The 20,777-nt window shown below is 68.8% G+C and carries 17 protein-coding genes; 4 read left to right on the top strand and 13 right to left on the bottom strand.

The genetic code is table 11. The features are described from left to right. Positions 1-76: 76 nt before the first annotated feature. A complete protein-coding gene (locus AC3WPZ_RS05510; protein WP_492438538.1) occupies positions 77-1,867 on the bottom strand; it encodes a DEAD/DEAH box helicase in 1,791 nt (596 codons plus the stop codon). A 307-nt stretch (positions 1,868-2,174) separates the two neighbouring features. On the opposite strand from AC3WPZ_RS05510, the gene ettA reads away from it, so the two are divergent. From ettA to AC3WPZ_RS05525, 3 genes are all read left to right on the top strand, one after another. Next, on the top strand, positions 2,175-3,836 hold the full coding sequence (ettA, locus tag AC3WPZ_RS05515) for an energy-dependent translational throttle protein EttA (protein ID WP_291121668.1): 1,662 nt from the start codon (positions 2,175-2,177) through the stop codon (positions 3,834-3,836). Between the two features lie 117 nt (positions 3,837-3,953). Continuing rightward, on the top strand, positions 3,954-4,508 hold the full coding sequence (locus AC3WPZ_RS05520) for a DUF1415 domain-containing protein (protein ID WP_382321028.1): 555 nt from the start codon (positions 3,954-3,956) through the stop codon (positions 4,506-4,508). Between the two features lie 109 nt (positions 4,509-4,617). After that, complete coding sequence (locus tag AC3WPZ_RS05525) at positions 4,618-6,732, top strand: DUF1631 family protein (RefSeq protein ID WP_444687116.1); 2,115 nt, start codon at positions 4,618-4,620, stop codon at positions 6,730-6,732. A 10-nt stretch (positions 6,733-6,742) separates the two neighbouring features. On the opposite strand, the gene AC3WPZ_RS05530 is transcribed toward AC3WPZ_RS05525, so the two are convergent. Beyond that, positions 6,743-8,071: a TAXI family TRAP transporter solute-binding subunit gene (locus AC3WPZ_RS05530; RefSeq protein ID WP_382156196.1), complete on the bottom strand. Its 1,329-nt coding sequence runs from the start codon at positions 8,069-8,071 to the stop codon at positions 6,743-6,745. A gap of 170 nt (positions 8,072-8,241) precedes the next feature. Between AC3WPZ_RS05530 and AC3WPZ_RS05535 the strand changes: the two genes are divergently transcribed. Beyond that, entirely contained in the window at positions 8,242-9,207 is a 966-nt protein-coding gene (locus AC3WPZ_RS05535) for a Bug family tripartite tricarboxylate transporter substrate binding protein (protein ID WP_382321026.1), read from the top strand. A gap of 7 nt (positions 9,208-9,214) precedes the next feature. Here the strand turns inward: AC3WPZ_RS05535 and AC3WPZ_RS05540 are convergent, their stop codons facing one another. From AC3WPZ_RS05540 to AC3WPZ_RS05590, 11 genes are all read right to left on the bottom strand, one after another. Further along, positions 9,215-10,801 carry a methyl-accepting chemotaxis protein gene (locus tag AC3WPZ_RS05540; protein ID WP_492438524.1) on the bottom strand — a complete coding sequence of 529 codons (1,587 nt, stop codon included), beginning with the start codon at positions 10,799-10,801 and terminating at the stop codon, positions 9,215-9,217. A gap of 112 nt (positions 10,802-10,913) precedes the next feature. Continuing rightward, on the bottom strand, positions 10,914-11,648 hold the full coding sequence (locus AC3WPZ_RS05545; protein ID WP_492438526.1) for a copper-binding protein: 735 nt from the start codon (positions 11,646-11,648) through the stop codon (positions 10,914-10,916). Positions 11,649-11,671: 23 nt separating this feature from the next. Further along, entirely contained in the window at positions 11,672-12,190 is a 519-nt protein-coding gene (locus AC3WPZ_RS05550; RefSeq protein ID WP_382156202.1) for a cupredoxin domain-containing protein, read from the bottom strand. A 23-nt stretch (positions 12,191-12,213) separates the two neighbouring features. Further along, positions 12,214-13,623, bottom strand: coding sequence for a multicopper oxidase family protein (locus AC3WPZ_RS05555; protein WP_444687113.1), 1,410 nt, complete (start codon positions 13,621-13,623; stop codon positions 12,214-12,216). Position 13,624: 1 nt separating this feature from the next. Next, positions 13,625-15,001, bottom strand: a complete 1,377-nt coding sequence (locus AC3WPZ_RS05560; RefSeq protein ID WP_444687112.1) for a TolC family protein — start codon at positions 14,999-15,001, stop codon at positions 13,625-13,627. Between the two features lie 80 nt (positions 15,002-15,081). Further along, positions 15,082-15,471, bottom strand: coding sequence for a hypothetical protein (locus tag AC3WPZ_RS05565; RefSeq protein ID WP_444687111.1), 390 nt, complete (start codon positions 15,469-15,471; stop codon positions 15,082-15,084). Positions 15,472-15,512: 41 nt separating this feature from the next. Then, positions 15,513-16,586, bottom strand: a complete 1,074-nt coding sequence (locus AC3WPZ_RS05570; RefSeq protein ID WP_444687110.1) for a glycerophosphodiester phosphodiesterase — start codon at positions 16,584-16,586, stop codon at positions 15,513-15,515. Between the two features lie 41 nt (positions 16,587-16,627). After that, positions 16,628-17,371: an amino acid ABC transporter ATP-binding protein gene (locus AC3WPZ_RS05575; protein ID WP_444687109.1), complete on the bottom strand. Its 744-nt coding sequence runs from the start codon at positions 17,369-17,371 to the stop codon at positions 16,628-16,630. A gap of 12 nt (positions 17,372-17,383) precedes the next feature. Further along, on the bottom strand, positions 17,384-18,487 hold the full coding sequence (locus tag AC3WPZ_RS05580) for an amino acid ABC transporter permease (protein WP_444687108.1): 1,104 nt from the start codon (positions 18,485-18,487) through the stop codon (positions 17,384-17,386). A gap of 2 nt (positions 18,488-18,489) precedes the next feature. Next, entirely contained in the window at positions 18,490-19,662 is a 1,173-nt protein-coding gene (locus AC3WPZ_RS05585) for an amino acid ABC transporter permease (protein ID WP_444687107.1), read from the bottom strand. 1 nt (position 19,663) lies between these two features. Next, entirely contained in the window at positions 19,664-20,698 is a 1,035-nt protein-coding gene (locus tag AC3WPZ_RS05590) for an amino acid ABC transporter substrate-binding protein (RefSeq protein ID WP_382321010.1), read from the bottom strand. Positions 20,699-20,777 lie beyond the last annotated feature (79 nt).

Here is a 20,777-nt window from a genome sequence, read left to right on the forward strand (position 1 = left end):
CCCCCCCCCCCCCCCCCCCCGAGGGGGGTGGTGCGGTCAAGGGACATGACCGCACTGTAGTGGGAAAGCCGCCGCTTCAGCGGATGCGGCCGTAGCTGGTGCGCAGCGGGTCGGCCGGGCCACCCGCGTTGCCGCGCTGACCACCGCCGCCGCCGCCGCCACCGCCCTTGCCCCTGCCGCCACCGCGGTTGCCGGTGCGCATCGCGTCGATGCTGGTGCGCAGCGGATCGGGCTGGCCGCCCGGGTTGGCCGCGCGCGGACGGGGTTCCTTGATGCGCAGGCTGCCCAGGTGGGCGTTGGGGCCGGGCTGGCGCTCGGCACCGGGTTCGCGGTCCTCGCGCGGGCCGCGGTCTTCACGGAAGCCGCGATCTTCGCGCGGCGGGCGCTGGCCCTGCTGGCCACCACCGTGGCGCTGGCCCTGGCGCTGGCCATTGCCACCGCCGCCATTGCCATTGGCGCGTTGACCGCCGCCACCGTTGCCGCGACGGCCTTCGCCACGCGGGCCGTCGGCCTGGCTGCCATCACCCGCGGGGCGCTGGCGCTGACCGCCACCGCCGTTGCCACGGCCTTGCGGCTCGCTGGCCTTCTTCTCGCGCACGCGCTGCAGCATCTCGGTGCGCGCGGCCTTGGCGGCCGCCGCCATCACCTCGCGGCTGGGCGGCTTGCCCGCGCCACCCCAGATGGTCTGGCGGCCCATGGCGATGGGCTCGGCCTTCTCGCCTGGCTCTGGCATGAACTCGGGGAAGATCTGCACCGGGATCTGCTGCTTGGTGAAGCGCTCGATCTCCATCATGAAGCCTTCTTCGTCCAGGCTCACGAGGTTCACGGCTTCGCCGCTGTTGCCCGCGCGGCCGGTGCGGCCGATGCGGTGCACGTAGTCTTCGCTGACGTTGGGGATCTCGTAGTTCACGACGTGCGGCAGCTCGTCGATGTCGATGCCGCGCGCGGCGATGTCGGTCGCCACCAGGGCGCGGATCTCGCCACTCTTGAAGCCGGCCAGCGCCTGGGTGCGGGCACCCTGGCTCTTGTTGCCGTGCAGCGCCATCGCGTGGATGCCGTTCTTGGTGAGGTACTCGGCGACGTTGTTGGCGCCGAACTTGGTGCGCGTGAACACCAGCACCTGGCTCCAGTTGTGCTGGTTGATGATGTGCACCAGCAGGGCCTTCTTCTTGCCTCGGCCCACGGGGTGGATCACCTGGGTGATGCGCTGCACCGTGGTGTTGCGAGGAGTGACCTGGATGTGCAGCGGGTCCTTGAGCAGGGCGCTGGCGAGGTCGCGGATCTCGTCGCTGAAGGTGGCCGAGAACAGCAGGCTCTGCTTTTCCTTGGGCACCAGCGCGAGGATCTTCTTCACGTCGTGGATGAAGCCCATGTCGAGCATGCGGTCGGCTTCGTCCAGCACCAGCATCTGCACGGTGGAGAGGTCGAGGAAGCCTTGCTGCTGCAGGTCGAGCAGTCGGCCGGGGGTGGCCACCAGGATGTCGACGCCGCGCTTCATGGCGTTGATCTGCGGGTTCATGCCGACGCCGCCGAAGACGACGGTGGAGGTCAGCGAAAGGTGTTTGCCGTACACGCGCACCGACTCTTCGACCTGGGCGGCGAGTTCGCGGGTGGGGGTGAGCACCAGGGCACGGATGCCCACGCCGCCGAAGCGGCTCTTGGCGCGCTCGCTGCCGGAGAGGCGTTGCAGCAGCGGGAGGGTGAAGGCGGCGGTCTTGCCGGTGCCCGTCTGGGCGCCACCGAGCAGGTCGCGGCCGGCCAGCACGGCGGGGATGGCCTCCACCTGGATGGGGGTGGGGGTTTCGTAACCGTGCTCGCGCACGGCTTGCACGATGGCCGGGGCCAGGTTCAGATCGTCAAAGGTCATGTAGATGAGGCGCCCGTCCAGGGCGCTGGGGGCATCGGCCACTCCGGATGTCGCGGCCTGGTTGGCTGCGGCGCCCGGTCAGTCTGGGGCAGATGGATTCAGGAAGTCGGTGGCCGCAAGCGGGTTGCGCACACCCCGGCGAAGTGCCGGCGCCGAGCCAACTGAAGTGCCCGACAGGGTCTATTGTCGCACGATCGGGGCTTTGCCGCCGTCAACCGCCGCTCAAAAGCGGTCCATGGGTGTCTGAGGGGATAATCATGGGTTGCGCGGCCGTCCTGGCTGCAGATTCTTCAGGCAGAACATTCCCATGGCTCAATACGTCTTTTCCATGAACCGGGTCGGCAAGATCGTGCCGCCCAAGCGACAGATCCTCAAGGACATCTCGCTCTCGTTCTTCCCGGGCGCCAAGATCGGCGTGCTGGGCACCAACGGTTCGGGCAAGTCCACGCTGCTCAAGATCATGGCCGGCATCGACAAGGAGATCGAAGGCGAAGCGATCCCGATGCCGGGCATCCGCATCGGCTACCTGCCCCAGGAACCCCAGCTCGACCCCGAACAGAACGTGCGCGAGGCGGTCGAGGCCAGCATGAGCGGTGTGCGCGCCGCGCAGAAGCGCCTGGACGAGGTCTACGCGGCCTATGCCGAGGAAGACGCCGACTTCGACGCCCTGGCCGCCGAGCAGGCGCAGCTCGAAGCCATCATCGCGACTTCGGGCACCGACGGCGAACACCAGCTTGAAATCGCGGCCGACGCGCTGCGCCTGCCGCCCTGGGACGCCAAGATCGGCGTGCTCTCCGGCGGTGAGAAGCGCCGCGTGGCGCTGTGCTGCCTGCTGTTGTCCAAGCCCGACATGCTGTTGCTCGACGAGCCGACCAACCACTTGGACGCCGAATCGGTGGACTGGCTCGAGCAGTTCCTGCAACGTTTCCCCGGCACCGTGGTGGCCATCACCCACGATCGCTACTTCCTGGACAACGCGGCCGAGTGGATTCTCGAACTCGACCGCGGCCACGGCATTCCCTACAAGGGCAACTACTCCACCTGGCTGGAGCAGAAGGAAGCCCGCCTGGAGCAGGAGCAGCGCACCGAAGACGCCCGCACCAAGGCCATGAAGAAGGAACTGGAGTGGGTGCGCCAGAACCCCAAGGGCCGCCAGGCCAAGAGCAAGGCGCGCCTGGCCCGTTTCGAAGAGCTGAGCGACGTCGAGTACCAGAAGCGCAACGAAACCAACGAGATCTTCATTCCCGTGGCCGAGCGCCTGGGCAACGAGGTGTTCGAGTTCAAGAACGTCAGCAAGTCCTTCGGTGACCGCCTGCTGATCGACAACCTGAGCTTCCAGATCCCCGCGGGCGCCATCGTCGGCATCATCGGCCCCAACGGCGCGGGCAAGTCCACGCTGTTCAAGCTGATCAGCGGCAAGGAACAGCCAGACTCCGGCGAAGTGAAGATCGGCCAGACCGTGAAGATGGCCTTCGTCGACCAGAGCCGCGAAGGCCTGGACGGCGACAAGACCGTGTGGGAAGACATCTCCGGCGGTCTGGACATGATCACCGTGGGCAAGTTCCAGATGCCCAGCCGCGCGTACTGCGGCCGCTTCAACTTCTCCGGCGGCGACCAGCAAAAGCGCGTGGGCAGCCTCTCGGGCGGTGAACGCGGTCGCCTGCACCTGGCCAAGACGCTGGCCGAGGGCGGCAACGTGCTGCTGCTGGACGAACCCTCGAACGACCTGGACGTGGAAACCCTGCGCGCGCTCGAAGACGCGCTGCTCGAGTTCGCCGGTTGCGCGCTGGTCATCAGCCACGATCGCTGGTTCCTCGACCGCATCGCCACCCACATTCTGGCCGCCGAGGGCGACAGCCAGTGGGTGTTCTTCAACGGCAACTACCAGGAGTACGAAGCCGACAAGAAGAAGCGCCTGGGTGAAGAGGGTGCCAAGCCCAAGCGCATGCGCTTCAAAGCCTTGAAGTAAGCCCACCCCCGCGCCGGCCCGATGCTCGGGCCGTCACCCCCTCAAGGGGGCAATGCCTGCGGGCCGGGGGACCCGGACCCGCGGCATTCTGGACCAGCACCACCTCTTCTTCCCGACATGTCCACTTTGACCGCCGAAGACGTTCTTGCCGCCACGCGCCACTGGATCGAGAAGGCCGTCATCGGCCTGAACCTGTGTCCGTTCGCGCGCGCGGTGTACGTGAAGAACCAGGTGCGCATCGTGGTGAGTACGGCGCGGCACCTGGACGCCTTCCTGGACGATCTCGACCGCGAGCTCGACCTGCTGGTGAACACGCCGGCCGAAGAGATCGACACCACCCTGCTGGTGCATGCCACGCTGTTCCCCGATTTCGAGGTCTTCAACGACTTCCTCAACGTGGTGGACGACGTGGTGGCCGAGCACGAGCTCGAAGGTGTGATCCAGGTGGCGCCGTTTCACCCTTTGTTTCAATTCGAGGGCACGGCGCCGGACGACGTGACCAACGCCACCAACCGCGCGCCGTTTCCCACGCTGCACCTGCTGCGCGAGGACAGCGTCGAGCGCGCGATCGAGACCGCCGGCGGTGACGCCGACGCCATCGTCGAGCGCAACTTGCAGACCCTGCGCGAGCTGGGCGCCGATGGCTGGCGCGCATTGATGGCTGAGCGGTGAACGCCAGGCCTTTCCGGCCTACTTTTGCGCTATGGTGACGGCACCCTCCTGCCGATAATGTGCAGAACCCTTTCCGTTTTCTTCCCCGCTCACGAAGGACACCGGCTGCATGGACGCCAGCAACACCCAGGCCTTTGACGCCTGCCTCCGCGAAGCCCTGGCGCAGACCCGCGAGTGGGTGCCGCGCTGGCTGGGCAAGCTGCACAGCACCCTCAAGGACCGCGAGCTCTCGGCCAGCCAGCTCAGCGAGAAGCAGGGCATGCTGCAGGCCCGCACCACGCTGGAGTCGCACCGCGACCTGATCGCCACCCGTTTTCTCGCCGCGTTCGCCGAGTCGATGGAGAACGCCCTGCCGCACACCGGCACCGGTTCGCGCCGCTCGCCCACCGTGAGTTTCGACGAGCTCGAACTCATGGGCGACGACCAGGTGCAGGAAACCGTGGAGCTCGCCCGCGTGCAGCAGGTCGTCAAGATGGCGGTGGACGAAGAGCTGGTCACGCTGACCTCGCGCATGAGTGGCGCCCAGGGTCTCACGGTCGTGAACCCCGAGGCCAACCCCCTGCGGGTCGAGGTGATCGTGGCCGCGCTGATGACGGCGCTCAAGGGCCTGCATGTGGAAGCCGCGGTGCGCACGCGCTGGCTGCAGGTCGGCGCCATGTCGCTCGGCGACGAGCTGCGCCACCTGTACGCCTATTTGAGCAAGCAACTCGATCGTGCGGGCGTGAAGCCGGCCGGTTACGTGGTGACGCAGACCGCGGCGCCTCGCCGGTCGGTCGCGGTGGCCAGCCCGCGGGACGAAGCGGTCTCGGTGCAGGAAGTGCTGGTCAACGACAACCTGCTCACGCTCGACCATCTCCACCAGTTGCTGGTCGGCAACCTCGACCTCAACGAGAAGTCCAACAGCAAGACGGCGGTGTCGGACAACGTCATGGGCCGCACGCTGGCCAGCGAGGTGGTCACCCTCATGCTCAAGCGCATCGCGGCCGACGAGCGCCTGCTCGCGCCGGTGCGCAACCTGGTGCAGGACATGAAGCCCGCGCTGCTGCAGCTGGCGCGCAGCGAGCCGCGCTTCTTCGCCGACAAGCAGAACCCCGCGCGCCGCCTGCTCGACGCCATCACCGAGCGCAGCCTGGCCTTCACCAGCGAGATGGACCCGGGCTACAACCCGTTCTCCAACCAGGTGCGCGGCATCGTGCGCACCCTGCTCAAGCCGGGCGAGGACCTTGCCGAGCGCTTCCCCAGCCTGCTCGCGGACCTGCACCGTTCGCAAGCGGAGTCCGTGGCGCCCGCGCAGGTTCAGGCGCGTGGCCTGGCGGTGCAGACGCTGGTGCGCGTGGAGCAGCGCAATCTGCTGGCCGAACGCGTGGCGGCCGAGATCCGCGCGCGCAACGACTTCGACAAAGCGCCGGGTGTGGTGCGGCGCTTCCTCACCGGCCCCTGGTCGCAGGTGGTGGCGCAGGCGCGGCTGGAGATGTCCGAGTCTTCACCCGTGTCGCCGGTCGACTCGCCCGCGCGGCGCTACAGCGACATCCTGCCCGACCTGCTGTGGTCCAGCCAGCTGGCGCTGGCCAGCCTGAACAGGCCGCGCCTGGTCAAGGTCATCCCCGGCGTGCTGCGCACGCTGCGCGAAGGCCTGGACTCCATCGACTACCCGCGCGAGCAGACCGAGGCGTTTTTCCAGGCGCTCATGGGCCTGCACGAGGCGGCCTACAAGACCCAGCGCAGCAGCCAGGAGCCGCCGCCCGAGGAAGAACAGCCCAGCATCCAGCCGGAGATGGACGACGAGCCCTGGATGCAGCGCACCGAGGCGCGCGATTCCTGCCTGATGGACGACGTGCTGCTCGACTCTCAGCTGACCTCCACCCAGCCGGCGTTTCTCGAAACCCGGCCCATGCAGCGGCAGCGCGACTGGGCCGAGGTCAAGGCCGAGATGGCGGTGCAGCGCACCTCGGACCTGCCCGTGGGCTCCTGGGTCGATGTGCTGCAGGACGGTCAGGCCATGCGCTGGCAGATCACCTGGGCCAGCCCGCACGGCACGCTGTTCCTGTTCACCGGCGCGAACGGCCGTTCGCTGTCCATGACCAAGCGTGGGCTCGAACGCCTGCTGGAACAGGACCGCCTGCGCGTGGTGGCCGACCACGGCGTGGTGGACGAGGCCCTGGACGAGGTGGCTCGCCAGGCCTGGCTCAACAGCGCCATGGCGCAGGACAAAAAAGGCCCCTGAGGAACGGCCCTCAAGCCTTGCGCAGCAGCTTCTTGCGCACCAGGTGGATGTTGTTGCGCAACGCGTAGAGCTCGTCGGTGTACGACAGCGGCACCACCACCTTTTCCACCTTGGCCTCCATCGCGTTCAGCTGCTCCAGCAGCTCCTGCGCGCTCTCGTCGCTGTTTTCGCTGCGCTGCTCCACGTCGCGCAGTTCGGCGTACCAGCGGAACACGCGCTTGCGGATGCGGAAGGTGTAGAGCGGCGGCACGATGCGCGAGAGCGGCAGCGCCAGCGCGATGATCAGGCCCATGGCCAGCCACATGCGCTCGATCAGGTTGGCCAGCCAGAACGGCAGGTAGCGCTGCAGGAAGGGCTGCGTGCCGCCCTTGATGGCGCGCTGCGCCTCGGGCGCGATGGGCACCTCGCTGTGCTCCAGGCTGGGGTACTCGCGCGCCCGGCTGAACCAGCTCGCACCGCTGTGCAGGCTGATGGCGGTCTGCGCGAACAGCTGCAGGATGGCCGGGTGCGTGTTCGCCTGCGCGAGCAGGCTGGTGGTGGACGCCACCAGGCGCACGTTGCGCGGCGGGATGTTGTTGGCCAGGTCCACCATGCCCTGCGGCATCACCACGGGGGTGAGGTAGCCGAAGCGGCGCGAGTAGGCCTCGCTTTGCGCGAAGTCCAGCAGGCGCACGCCGGGCGTCTGCAGCAGCATCTGCACCATCAGCGATTCGGGCGCCGAGGCGAACACCACGGCATCGAGCTCGCCGTTGAGAAAGGCCACCGTGGCGGGTGTCTGCTCCAGCTGGCTGAGCGTCATCTCGGAGGCATTGAGGCGGTTCACGTCCAGCAGCGTGGAGAACAGGCGCGGCACGCCGCTGCCCGGCGTGCCCACGTTCACGCGCCAGCCCTTGAGTTCGGAGAGCTTGCTCACGGTAGGCGACTTGCGCAGGCGCTTGGCGGCGTCCTCCCGGTAGAACAGCCAGAGCGGTTCCACGAACAGGCTGCCCAGGGAGGTGATGGAATCTTCGTCGTCGTAGCCGATGTCGGCCGTGCCGCCCTGCACGAAACCCAGGTCGGCCTGGCCGGTGCGCAGCAGCTCCAGGTTGGCGGACGAACCTTCGGAGGGCAGCAGCTCGACCGTGATGCCGTTGCGCGCGAGCGCCTCGGCGTAGCGTTTGCCGAAGGCTTCGTAGGCGCTTTGCGCGGGCCCGGTGGCCAGCACCACGCGGTCCGGCGGGTTGGGCTTGAGCCACCAGTAGGTGAAACAGAGCAGGGCGACCGTGAGGATGGCGAACGGGCCGGCAGACAGCAGCATCTCGCGCAGGGAGAGCAGGGTGTATCGCAGGGTCTTGGGCATGGCGCGACATTAGCATGCCGACCCCCTGCGCCTGCTGTGACAGGATGTTCGGCCGGTGTCCGCTTTTCTCCTGGCGGAATCCGCCCAATCTCGCTTTGACGCCCTGGAACGCGCTTCCTACGATGGGCTCCATCGCTGCCTGTGGCGCAGCAGATTCCAACGGAGACACCATGAAGACCCTCGCCTGCGGCGCATTCGCCGCGATCCTCGCCTGCGGTGCCGCGCACGCGCAGCAGGATTTCCCGAACCGCAACGTGACCCTGGTGGTGGGCTACGCCGCCGGTGGCGCGATCGACCAGTCGGCCCGCCTGGTGGGCCAGGCGCTGGCCGCGCAGTGGGGGCAGTCGGTGATCGTGGAGAACCGCGCCGGTGCCAATGGCACCATCGCCGCGGCGGCGGTGGCCCATGCCAAGCCCGATGGCTACACCCTGCTGGTCACGGCCACCAGCCACACGCTCAACAAGTTCGTGGTCAAGGGCCTGCGCTACGACGTCGAAAAGTCGTTCGCACCCATCGCGCTCACCGTCGATGTGCCCAACGTGCTGGTGGTGAACGCCGCTTCGCCCTACCAGAACGTGGGCCAGCTGGTCGCCGCCCTGCGCGCGAAGCAGAAGTCCTTCAGCTACGCCTCGCAGGGCGTCGGGGGCATTCCGCACCTGGCCGGCGAGATCTTCAAGTTGCGCACCGGCACCGACATGCTGCACGTGCCCTACAAAGGCGCGGCACCGGGCATGACCGACCTGGTGGGTGGCGTGGTCGACATGTCGTTCCCGTCGCCTGGCTCGATCACGGCCTTCGTCACGGCGGGCAAGCTGCGCCCGCTCGCGGTCACGTCCAGCCAGCGCTTCCCTCACCTCAAGGACGTGCCCACTTTCGCCGAAGCCGGCATCGCCGACTTCACCATCGGCACCTGGCACGGCGTGCTCGCGCCGGCCGGTACGCCGCCCGCGATCGTGGCGAAGATCAACGCCGACATCAACGCGATCATCCAGACGCCCGAGTTCCGCGACGCCCTGGCCAAGCAGGGCAACGTCGCGGCCCAGCCGGTGACGCCGGCGCAGTTCGCCGCCAAGCTCGCCGGCGAACTCAAGGCCTTCGAGGCCGTGGCTGCGAAGATCGACCTGAGCGCGAACTGAAGGCCGCTCAGGCCCGCACGGCGCCCGCGCGCTGCTGCAGGCGGAAGACGCGCACCGCGTCGTTCATCACCTGGGCCTGGGCCTGCAGGGAGCCCGCGGCGGCGGCGAGTTGCTCGACCATGGCCGAGTTCTGCTGGGTCACCGCGTCGAGCTGGCCCACGGCATGGTTGATCTGGCCCAGGCCCAGGGCCTGTTCCTGCGTGGCGTGGGTGATGTCGGCGATCAGGCCGTTGACCTGTTCGACCGACTGCACCACCTCGGTCATGGTCTTGCCGGTGCTGTGCACCAGCTCGCTGCCGGCGGTCACCTGGCCCGTCGACTCGTCGATCAGCGCCTTGATTTCCCTGGAGGCGGTCATGGTGCGCTGGGCCAGGCTGCGCACCTCGCCGGCCACCACCGCGAAACCCCGGCCCTGTTCACCCGCGCGCGCCGCTTCCACCGCCGCGTTCAGGGCCAGGATGTTGGTCTGGAAGGCGATGCCGTCGATCACGCCGATGATTTCGCCGATGCGCTTGGACGAGCGGCTGATGTCGTCCATGGTGTGGATCACGCGCGCCATGGCATCGTTGCCTTCGCGCGCCACGCTGGCCGAGCGCTGCGACAGCACCGAGGCCTCGCGCGAGGCGTTCGCGCTCTGCTGCACCGTGCTGCTGAGTTCTTCCACCGAAGCGGCGGTCTGCTCCAGGCTGCTGGCCTGCGACTCGGTGCGCGAGGACAGGTCCTGGTTGCCGGCGGCGATCTGGCTGGAGGCCACCTGCACGCCCTCGACCTCGTGGCGCACGTCGGCCACGACGGCCTGCAGGTTCACATTGAGCTGGTTCAGGGCCTTCGTGAGTTCGCCGAATTCGCCATTGGCGTGGCCCTGGATGCGCGCGGAGAGATCCCCCGCGGCCATCTGGTTGGCAAAGGCCACCGCCCGTTGCAGGGGCGTGAGCATCTGCTGGCGCAGCAGGAGCGCGGCCACCGAGGCCACGGCGAGCAGGGCCACGCCGGCACCGAGGTGCGCCAGGGCGCCGAAGGGGGCGGCGAGTTCGCCCATGACCAGGCCCGCCGCCGCCATGCCCACCGAGCACAGCGCGATGCGTTTGCCCAGCGTGAGCCGGGTGATGTCCTGCAGCCGGCCGAGCCAGCCGCCCTGCACCACCTGCCCTTGCCGCAGCGAGAGGGTGGCGCGCCCGTCCTGGCCTTCGGCCCGCATGCGGGCATAGAGGGCTTCGGCCTGCTGCACCTTGTCGCGGCTGGGCGCGGTGCGCACCGACATGTAGCCCACGGTCCGGCCGTTTTCCAGCACCGGGGTGGCGTTGGCTTCCACCCAGTAGTGGTCGCCGTTCTTGCGCCGGTTTTTCACCAGCGCCGACCACGGCGAGCCGCTGGCCAGGGTGGCCCACATGTCCCGGAAGGCCTCGGTGGGCATGTCGGGGTGGCGCACGATGTTGTGCGGCTGCCCCAGGAGTTCTTCGCGATCGAAACCGCTCACGGCCACGAAGGCCGGGTTGCAGTAGGTGATGCGGCTTTGCAGGTCGGTGGTGGACACCAGCGTGACCCCTTCGGGGATCACATATTCGTTGTGGGTGACGGGCAGGTTGTTGCGCATGGGATGGTCATCGGCCATTGCGGCCGAAACCGAAGGGAAAAAACGCAGCAGCCGGCCCAGACTGGCCGCGGTTTGACGCAGATCAAACCGCGGACCAGCCACCCCCGCCGGCTCAGGGCGCCGGTTCGAGGCTCATCACGGTGTAGGCGCCGTTGACCTTGTCCGCCGTGAAGCGCACCTTGTCGCCGGCCTTCACCTTGCCCAGCAGGGCCGGGTCGCGCGCCTGGAAGACCATGGTCATGGGCGGCATGTCCAGGTTCCTGATCTCGCCGTGCTTGAGCGTGATCTTGCCGGCGGCGGTGTCGACCTTGCGCACCTCGGCCTCGCTGGCCGGCAGCGCGCCGGCCGCCGCATCGCCCGAGGTCGGTTTGAAGCCGCCGGTGGCCGCGCCCGCGTGGCGCTGGAACACGCGCGAGCTGCCGTCGCGCTGCACCAGCAACACGTCGTAGGCGTCGCGCCGATCGCCGTACACCGGGCCGTCCATGCCCGGGCTGCCCACCGGCATGCCGGGCACGGCCAGGCCGATCGCGTCGGGTTTCTCGGCGAGCAGGCGGCGGATCTCGCTGGCCGCCACATGGCCTTCGACCACGTAGCCACCGACCAGGGCGGTGTGGCACGAGCCGTACTTGGCGGGCAGGCCCAGGCGCTGGCGCACGGCGGTGTTGCCGGTGTCGAAGACCTGGACCTGGAAGCCGTCGGCGCGCATGAGCTCGACCCAGTCTTTGCAGCAGCCGCAGTTGGGGTCTTTCCAGACCTGCAGTGCAGGGGGGGCGGGCGTCTGGGCGAAGGCGCCGCTGGCCGCCAGGGACAGGCCGATCGCGGCGCTGAGCAGGTGTCGTCGTTGCATGGGGTGCTCCTGAAGGGTGGGCATCAGGCCTTGGGCTTGACGCGGATGGTGCCACGCATGCCGGCTTCGAAATGGCCGGCGATCAGGCAGGCGAACTCGAAATCGCCGGGGCGGTTGAAGGTCCAGACGATGTCGCCGGTCTTGCCAGCGGGCACGTGCGCCATGTAGGGCTCGTCGTGTTCCATGCCGGGGTGTTTTTTCATCATCTCGGCATGGGCCCGCAGGTCCGCGCCCGTGCCGAGCACGATCTCGTGCATCACCTTGCCCTTGTTGATGGCGCGCAGGCGCAGCGTCTCGCCTTCGCGCACCTCCAGGTGGTTGGGGCTGAGCTTCATGTCGTCGGTCATGCGGATGTCGATCGTGCGCGTGGCGGCGCCGGGTTCGCCCGCGATGCCCCAGGGCTTCTGCTCCTTGACCACCGCGCTGGCGGCTTTGCCGTGCTGGTCGCCGTGCGCGTGCGCGGCGGGCAGGGACAGGGCCCAGGGCAGGGCGAGCAGGCCGAGCTGGAACTGGCGGCGGGTGGTGGTGTTCGTCGTGTTCATGGTGTGTCCTTTCAAAAATGGAATCAGTGTTGGTGGTGGCCCGCGTCGGCGGCGGGTTTGCGCACGGTGGCGCTGGCGGGTGAGGATGCAGAAGGGGTCGGGCGCGCGGCCGCGGGTGCCGCGCCGGTCTCGACCAGGCGGGCCTGGGTGCCCGGCGGCATGGCGTAGGGTCCCGGATCGCTGTAGTCGCCGGCCTTCTGGTCGGCGCGCACCTTGAAGGTGGTGAACATGCCGCCCATCTCGATCGGGCCGTAGGGGCCGGTGCCGGTCATCATGGGGAAGGTGTTGGCGGGCAGCTCCATCTGCATCTCGCCCATGTCGGCCATGCCGCGCTCGCCCATCACCATGTAGTCGGGCGAGGCGCGCTGCAAGGGTTTGACCAGGCCCCGGTGGTCGGCGCCGATCATGGTCGGCACGCTGTGGCCCATGGCCCCCATGGTGTGGTGGCTCTTGTGGCAGTGCATGGCCCAGTCGCCCGGCTCGTCGGCCACGAACTCGATCTGCCGCATCTGGCCCACGGCCACGTCGGTCGTCACCTCGGGCCAGCGCGATCCCTTGGGCGTGGGGCCGCCGTCGGTGCCGCTCACCTCGAACTCGATGCCGTGGATGTGGATCGGGTGGTTGGTCATGGTGAGGTTGCCCACGCGCACGCGCACCCGCTCGCCCAGGCGCGCCACCAGCGGCGTGATGGCGGGGAACACGCGGCTGTTCCAGGCCCAGATGTTCTGCTCCAGCATGGTGTTGACCTGCGGCGTCATGCTGCCGGGCTCGACGTCGAAGGCGTTGAGCAGGAAGCAGTAGTCGCGCTGCACGTCCTCGATCAGCGGATGCTTCTGCCTGGGGTGCGTGACCCAGAAGCCCATCATGCCCATGGCCATCTGCACCATCTCGTCGGCGTGCGGGTGGTACATGAAGGTGCCGGGTCGGCGCGCGGTGAACTCGTAGACGAAGGTCTTGCCCGCCGGGATGGCGGGCTGGTTCAGGCCGCCCACGCCGTCCATGCCATTGGGCAGGCGCTGGCCGTGCCAGTGGATGGTGGTGTGTTCCGGCAGTCGGTTGGTGACGTAGAGGCGCACGCGGTCGCCTTCCACCACCTCGATGGTCGGCCCCGGGCTCTGGCCGTTGTAGCCCCACATGTTGACCATGAAGCCGGGTGCCACCTCGCGCACCACGGGTTCGGCCACCAGGTGGAACTCCTTCACGCCGTTGTTCAGGCGCCAGGGCAGGGTCCAGCCGTTGAGCGTGACCACCGGGTTGTAGGGTCGGCCCGCACCAGTCACGCCCGGCGGCGTCCACGGCGCGGCGGTGTCGGCCGAGGTCTGCTGCACGGCTTCGGGCAGGGCGGCGAGCGCCACGCGGCTCACACTGGTGGCGGCGACCGCCGTGGCGGCCGCGCCGGCAAAAAAATGTCGTCGGTTGAGGGAGGGGGTCATGTCAGTGTCCTGCGGCGGCGGCCGTGCCATTGCCGGATGAAGAGGAGGGGGTGTCGGGGCCGGCGTAGTCGGCGCCGGCGAGCAGGGCCTGCCAGTCGGCCTGCGCGAGCCAGTAGCCACGGCGCGCCTGCAGCGCGGCATCGAGCGCGCCCATGCGCTCGCGGGCGCTGGCCAGCAGCTCCCAGGTGCTTTGCAGCATGCCGTTGTAGCGCAGCTGGGTGTCCTGCTCCAGGGCGGTCTGCAGTTGCGCCACCACGGTCTGCGCGTGCTGGGCGCTCGCATGGCGCACCTGCAGCGCCGTCCAGGCCTGGCGCGCCATGGAGCGCCGCTCGGCTGCCTGGCGCAGCAAGGCCGCTTCGGCGCTCACGGCGCGCTCCAGCGTGTGGTCGCGCAGCAGGCTCAGGTTGTCGATGCGGGGTGGCGCCGAGTCCGCGCCGGTGACGGTGTCGAGCGCGGCATCCACCGCCTCGTTCCAGGCCTGTCGGCGCGCGGGTGACGGTGGGGCGATGTCGCGCCCGGCCAGCAGCCGGGTCTGCGCCAGCGTCGGGTGGCCGCGCAGCACGGCGGCTTCCAGCGCGGCCTCGCTCACGCCCTCGCCGGGCGAGGCTTTCGCGGGCAACTCCGGCAGGCTGGTGGGCAGCTGCTCGCCGAGTTGCGCCACGGCCTGCGCGTCCCACAGGCCCAGCAGGCGGGCCAGTCGCTCTTGCGCGGCCAGGGTGGTGCCGCGCGCGTTCACGCTGGCCTGCCAGGCGCTGGCCTCGATCAGTTGCTCGCGCATCTGCCGGGCCTGGCTCCAGTTGCCCGCCACCACCATGCGCCGGCCCAGCTCGCTGCCGGTGCGCGTGGCGTCCAGCACCTCGGCGAGCAGGCGCTCGCTCTGGCGCGCGGTCACGGCGTCGATCCAGGCGCGCTGCACGTCCCGCACGTGCGCCGCATAGGCCACGGCCACCTGGCGTTGAGTCAGGGGGTTCATGTCGGCGTGGGTGAAGAGCTCCGGCCGGTGCCGCAGCGAGAGCCGCAGCGCCTGCGTGAGGTCCAGGGTCGGCCCGCGCCGGGGCTCGGCGCGGGCTTCACCGGGCTGGGCCGATTCCCAGCGCAGCAGGTCGGCGTGGCCGCGCGGAAACTCGGCCACGCGCTGGTTGGCGCGTTGCCAGATCGCGCGCGCCGCGGCGATGTCGGTCGGTAGCGCGGGCAGCTCGGCGTTGCCGGTGGGCGGCAGCACCAGGGGCGGTGCGGTGACGGGGCGGGCCGGGTCGGCCGCGCCGAGGGCGTCGGAAGACTGCGCATGGGCCGACGCGAGGGCCAGGGCACAGCCGATGAAGAGGCCGGCCCGCGCGCGGGTGGGCCCAGGTGGCGACGTTCGCCAGAAAAGGGTCATGGAAATCTCCTGAAAACACAAACCAGCGCCCATCGCGCGCCCTCATCGGGCGGCGGCGGACGCACCTCGGGTATGTGCGCTCAGGAAATGGGTGGCTTGATGCCTTGGTGCGGCTCGGAGCTGACGAAGCGCTCGGCCGGTGGCGCGAGCAGGCCGTGCCGTGGGGACAGGGTGGGCACGGCGGGCACCGAAAGCGCCATCGCCGGGCCGTTGCAGACCTCGCAGCTCTTGTGCGTGTGTTCGCCGCCGCCGTCGGCCTGCATGTCGGCACCGTGCTCGGTCATGCCGGCGGCGCCCTGGTCATGGCCCTGGGCGTGCCCGACAGGCATGGCGTGGTCGGTGCCGGCCGCGGCGGGGTGGTGCATGGTGGCCTGTGCCGGCGCGACCAGCATCGACAGCGCCATGGCGTCGCCCATCCAGCCGCGAATCGGCAGCAGAGCGATCATGAGGGCGAGCAACAGGTGGCGCATGGACTGGAATGATACGGCGCGGGCCGATTTGGTTCCCGAGGTCAGGGCAACTGCGGCGCGACGCCGAAGCGCGGGGGCGGCGAGGGGAGGATCTCTTCCACCGGCGCGGGGGCCTTGGCCGCGCGCACCGCCACCTGCGGCGGCAGGGTCATGCCGCGCGCCTGCATCACCGCGCGCAGGCGGTCGGGGTAGTCGGTGATGATGCCGTCCACCCCCCAGTCGATCAGGCGCGCCATGTCCTGGGTGTCGTTCACCGTCCAGGGGATCACGCGCAGCTCCAGCGAGCGGGCGCGCTGCAGCAGGTGCTGGTCGATGTCGTTGAAGTTGGGCGACCAGAGCTTGCCGCCCGCGGCGGCCACCATGCCGGGCGCGTCCTCGAAGTCGGCCAGCCGCAGGCCGGCCGTCCACTCGCTGCTCTTGAGCGTGTTGCGCGACGACAGGTAGGACAGCGGCATGCCGGGCGCGAGCTGGCTGGCCACCTTCTGGATGCGCCAGTCGAAGCTCTGCAGGCTCACGCGCTGGCTCATGCCATGGGCCTTGATGACCGCCAGCACCGCGCGCACGAAGGTGTCGGGGTGGGGGGATTCGTCCGGGCGGCTGGGGTTGATCTTGAGTTCGATGTTGAAGCGCACCTGGTGGGCGCCCAGCTGGCGCACGCGCTCGAACAGCGCGGCCAGGGTCGGGATGCGCTGGCCGTCCTGCGCCTGCTGCTCGGCGAAATCGCGCGCGTAGCGGCTGGCCGGGTTGATGCGGCCCACGTCCCAGGCGCCGATCTCGGCCAGCGTGAGGCGGTGGAAGGGCTGGCCGCGCGCCTGCAGCCAGCGGCCGTCGGCGTCGCGCGTGAGGTCGGGGTTGGGGGCGATGTCGTGCGAGATCACCGGCACGCCCTCGGCGCTGAGCACCACGTCGAGTTCGAGCGTGCTCACGCCCACGGCCAGCGCGCGCTCGAAGGCCGCCAGGGTGTTTTCGGGAGCGAGGCCGCGCGCGCCGCGATGGCCCTGCACGTCGAATGCGAGCGCTGCGCTCGCGCACCACAGCGACAGGCCCAGGGCGGTGGTGCAGCTCCAGCGGATCCAGGTCAGGCGTTGCACGCCCTGCGGGGTGGGTTCGTTCATGGGGGCAGTCTGACAGCCTCCCATGTCCGATGCAAGACAGCTCAATGACCGAGGATTTTGGACAGGAAATCGCGGCTGCGTTCGTTCTGCGGGTGGTTGAAGAATTCGGTCGGCGTGTTCTGCTCGACGATCTGGCCCTGGTCCATGAAGATCACGCGGTCGGCCACTGCCTTGGCGAAGCCCATCTCGTGCGTCACGCAGATCATGGTGATGCCCTGGTTGGCCAGCTCGATCATCACGTCGAGCACTTCCTTGATCATCTCCGGGTCGAGCGCCGAGGTGGGCTCGTCGAACAGCATGATCTTGGGCGTGAGGCACAGCGCGCGCGCGATGGCCACGCGCTGCTGCTGGCCACCCGAGAGCTGCAGCGGGAACTTGCGGGCCTGCTCGGCGATGCGCACGCGCTGCAGCTGCTGCATCGCCTTTTCTTCCGCCTCCTTTTTCGGCAGCTTGCCGACCCACATGGGCGAGAGCGTGAGGTTCTCCAGCACGCTCAGGTGCGGGAACAGGTTGAACTGCTGGAACACCATGCCCACGTTCTTGCGCACGCGGTCGATCGCCTTGATGTCGTCGGTCAACTCGATGCCGTCCACCGTGAGCTGCCCCTGCTGGTGTTCCTCGAGCCGGTTGATGCAGCGGATCAGCGTGGACTTGCCCGAGCCCGAGGGCCCGCAGATCACGATGCGTTCGCCCCGGGCCACGTCCAGGTCGATGTCGCGCAGCACGTGGAAGTCGTTGCCGTACCACTTGTTGACCTTGTCGAATCGGATGATGGAATCGGACATGTGTGTTTTCTTTCAACGGGCCTTGCTGGCGCTGAGCTGTTTTTCGACCCACAGGCTGTAGCGCGACATCGAGAAACAGAACGCGAAATACACCAGGGTGATGAACAGGTAGGCCTCGATCTTGAAGGGCCTCCAGTTCACGTCGGAATTCAGCGCGAGCGCCAGCGCGCCGGTGAGCTCGTAGAGCGAGACGATGGTGACCAGCGAGGTGTCCTTGAACACCGAGATGAAGTTGTTCATCATGCTCGGCACCACCATGGCCAGGGCTTGCGGCAGCACGATCTTGCGCTGCGTCTGCCAGTACGACAGGCCCAGCGTGTCGGCCGCTTCCAGCTGGCCCTTGGGGATGGCCTGCAGGCCGCCGCGGATGATCTCGGCCATGTAGGCCGCCGCGAACAGGGTGATGCCCACGATCACGCGAACCAGCACGTCCAGCGTCACGCCCTGCGGCATGAACAGCGGGAACATGAACGAGGCCATGAACAGCACCGAGATCAGCGGCACGCCGCGGATGAGCTCGATGTAGACGATGCAGGCCGAGCGGATCGCCGGCAGCTGGCTGCGCCGGCCCAGGGCCACCACGATGGAGAGCGGGAAGGCCATGAAGAGCGAGAGCGTGGCCAGCATCACCGTGAGCGGCAGGCCACCCCAGAGGTCGGTGCGCACCGGGCTCAGGCCCGGCACGCCGCCGCGCATGAGCGTGAAGAACACCACCAGCACGCCGAGCCAGAGCAGCGGCAGCCAGGGCTTCCAGAAAGCGCGCATGCAGCTGAGCACCAGGCCGCCGAGCATGACGGCGGTGGCGATCAGCGGGCGCCATTGTTCGTCGTAGGGGTAGCGGCCGAACAGGATGATGCGGTACTTCTCGGTCACCACGCCCCAGCACGCGCCGATGCCGCGCGCGGCCTGGCAGGCGTCCGCGTCGTTGACGTAGACGGCGCGCAGGAACGCCCAGTGGATCAGCCCGGGCAGCAGGTAGACGATGAGCGCGCCGACGAACAGCGTGGTGAGGGTGCTGCGCCAGTCGGCGAACAGGTTGCGCCGCGCCCAGGGCACGAAGCCGGTGGTCCTGACCGGCGAGGGGCGGGGCGCGATGGGCACATAGGTGTCGGCCATGCTCAGCGCTCCTGGATGGCCACGCGCTGGTTGTACCAGTTCATGAAGGCCGAGGTGGACAGCGAGGTGGTGAGGTAGACCAGCATGATGATGGCGATGCACTCCACCGCGCGCCCGCTCTGGTTGATGGTGGTGTTCGCGATCGAGACCACGTCCGGGTAGCCCACCGCCACCGCGAGCGAGGAGTTCTTGGTGAGGTTGAGGTACTGGTTGGTCAGCGGCGGGATGATCACGCGCATGGCCTGCGGCAGGATCACCAGGTTCATCTTCTGCTTGGGGTTCAGCCCGAGCGCGGCCGCCGCCTCGTCCTGCCCGCGGCTGACCGACTGGATGCCGCCGCGCACCACCTCCGCCACGAAGGCCGAGGTGTAGATCACCAGCCCGATCAGGATGGCCATGAACTCGGGCGTGGCGCTCACGCCGCCATCGACCATGAAGGCCAGCTGCTCGGGGATGTTCCATTCGCGCGGCATGCCGGCCACCAGCCAACCCACCAGCGCGAAGACCGCGATGAGCGCGATCGGCGCCCAAACGCGGTCGGCGTTCTGGCCGGTGCGCTCGAAGCGCTTCTGCACGCCCTGCCGCCACGCCCAGGCCGCCACCAGGCCCAGGCCCACGCCCGCCAGCACCTGGCCCACGCCAGCCGAGGGAAACGGGAACGAGAAACCGCCCTTGCTCAGGTAGAACAGGTGGCCCAGGTTCCAGGCTTCGTTGGAGGGTGGCAGCAGCTCGATGAACACCAGGTACCACATCAGCAGCTGCAGCAGGATGGGCACGTTGCGGAACACCTCCACGTAGCCGTAGCACAGGCCACGCACCAGCGCGTTGCGCGAGAAGCGGCCCACGCCGAGCAGCACGCCCAGCAGCGTGGTGAGCACGATGCCGATGACGGCGACCTTGAGCGTGTTGAGCACGCCCACCCAGATTGCCTTGCCGTAGCTCTCGCTCGGGCTGTAGGGAATCAGCGTCTCGCCGATGTCGAAACCGGCGGCGGCGCCCAGGAAGTCAAAGCCGCTCTGGATGCCGCGAACGCGCATGTTTTCCTGCGTGTTGTGCGCAAGAAACCACACGCCCGCGGCGATCAGGAGCAGGGCGATGGCCTGGAAGATGAGACCGCGCGTGGCCCGGCTGTTGAGCGACCACGTGCGTTTCTTCGGCGGTGGCGCGGCGCTCAACTCAGCGCACCGGCGGGGCGTACATCAGGCCGCCCTGGGTCCACAGGTTGTTGGTGCCGCGCGGCAGGCCGATGGCCGTCTTGGGGCCGACGTGGCGCTCGAACTGCTCGCCGTAGTTGCCGCCGGCCTTGATGGCGCGCAGCGCCCATTCCTTGTCCAGGCCCAGCAGCTTGCCGGTGTCTTCGGTGCCCGCGCCCACCAGCCGCATGATGTTGGGGTTGGTGCTGCTCTTCATGGAGTCGGCGTTGGCCTGGGTGACGCCGTATTCCTCGGCTTCGATCAGCGCGTAGCCGACCCACTTCACGATGCTGAAGAACTCATCGTCGCCGCGCCGCACGGCCGGGCCCAGCGGTTCCTTGGAAATCAGCTCGGGCAGGATCACGTGCTCGTCGGGCTTGGGCGTTTCCTTGGCGCGGATCGAGGCCAGGCCCGAGGCGTCGGTGGTGTAGGCCTGGCAGCGGCCGGCCACGTAGGCGGCGGTGGCGGCCTCGACCTTCTCGAACACCACGGGCTTGAGCGCGAGGTTGTTGGCGCGCGAGAAGTCGGTCAGGTTCAGCTCGGTGGTGGTGCCGGACTGCACGCACACCGTGGCGCCCTTGAGTGCCTTGGCGCTCTTCACGTTGAGCTTCTTGGGCACCATGAAGGCCTGGCCGTCGTAGAAGTTCACGCCGGTGAAGGTCAGGCCCAGCGAGGCGTCGCGCGTCAGCGTCCAGGTGGTGTTGCGCGCCAGCATGTCGACCTCGCCCGACTGCAGGGCGGTGAAGCGCTGCTGCGCGTTCAGCGGCACGTAGCGCACCTTGTCGGCGTTGGAGAGGATGGCGGCGGCCACGGCGCGGCACACGTCCACGTCCATGCCGCTCCACTTGCCCTGGCTGTCGGCGGCCGAGAAGCCCGCCAGACCGGTGTTCACCCCGCAGATCAGCTCGCCGCGTTTCTTGACCGCGTCGAGGTCCTTGCCGGCGTGGGCCGGCAGGCCGATCAGGGTGGCGGCTGTGCCCAGGCCCAGGGCCGCCAGTTTCAGGGAATGCTGTTTCATCGGGGTCTCTCCAGTGGTAAGTGAAAGGGCAATGGCCGTCCCGCGAAACGCACCTGTTGGGTGCATGTTGCGGTGGCCA

Source organism: Hydrogenophaga sp. FW305-3-2-15-A-LB1, assembly GCF_058787875.1.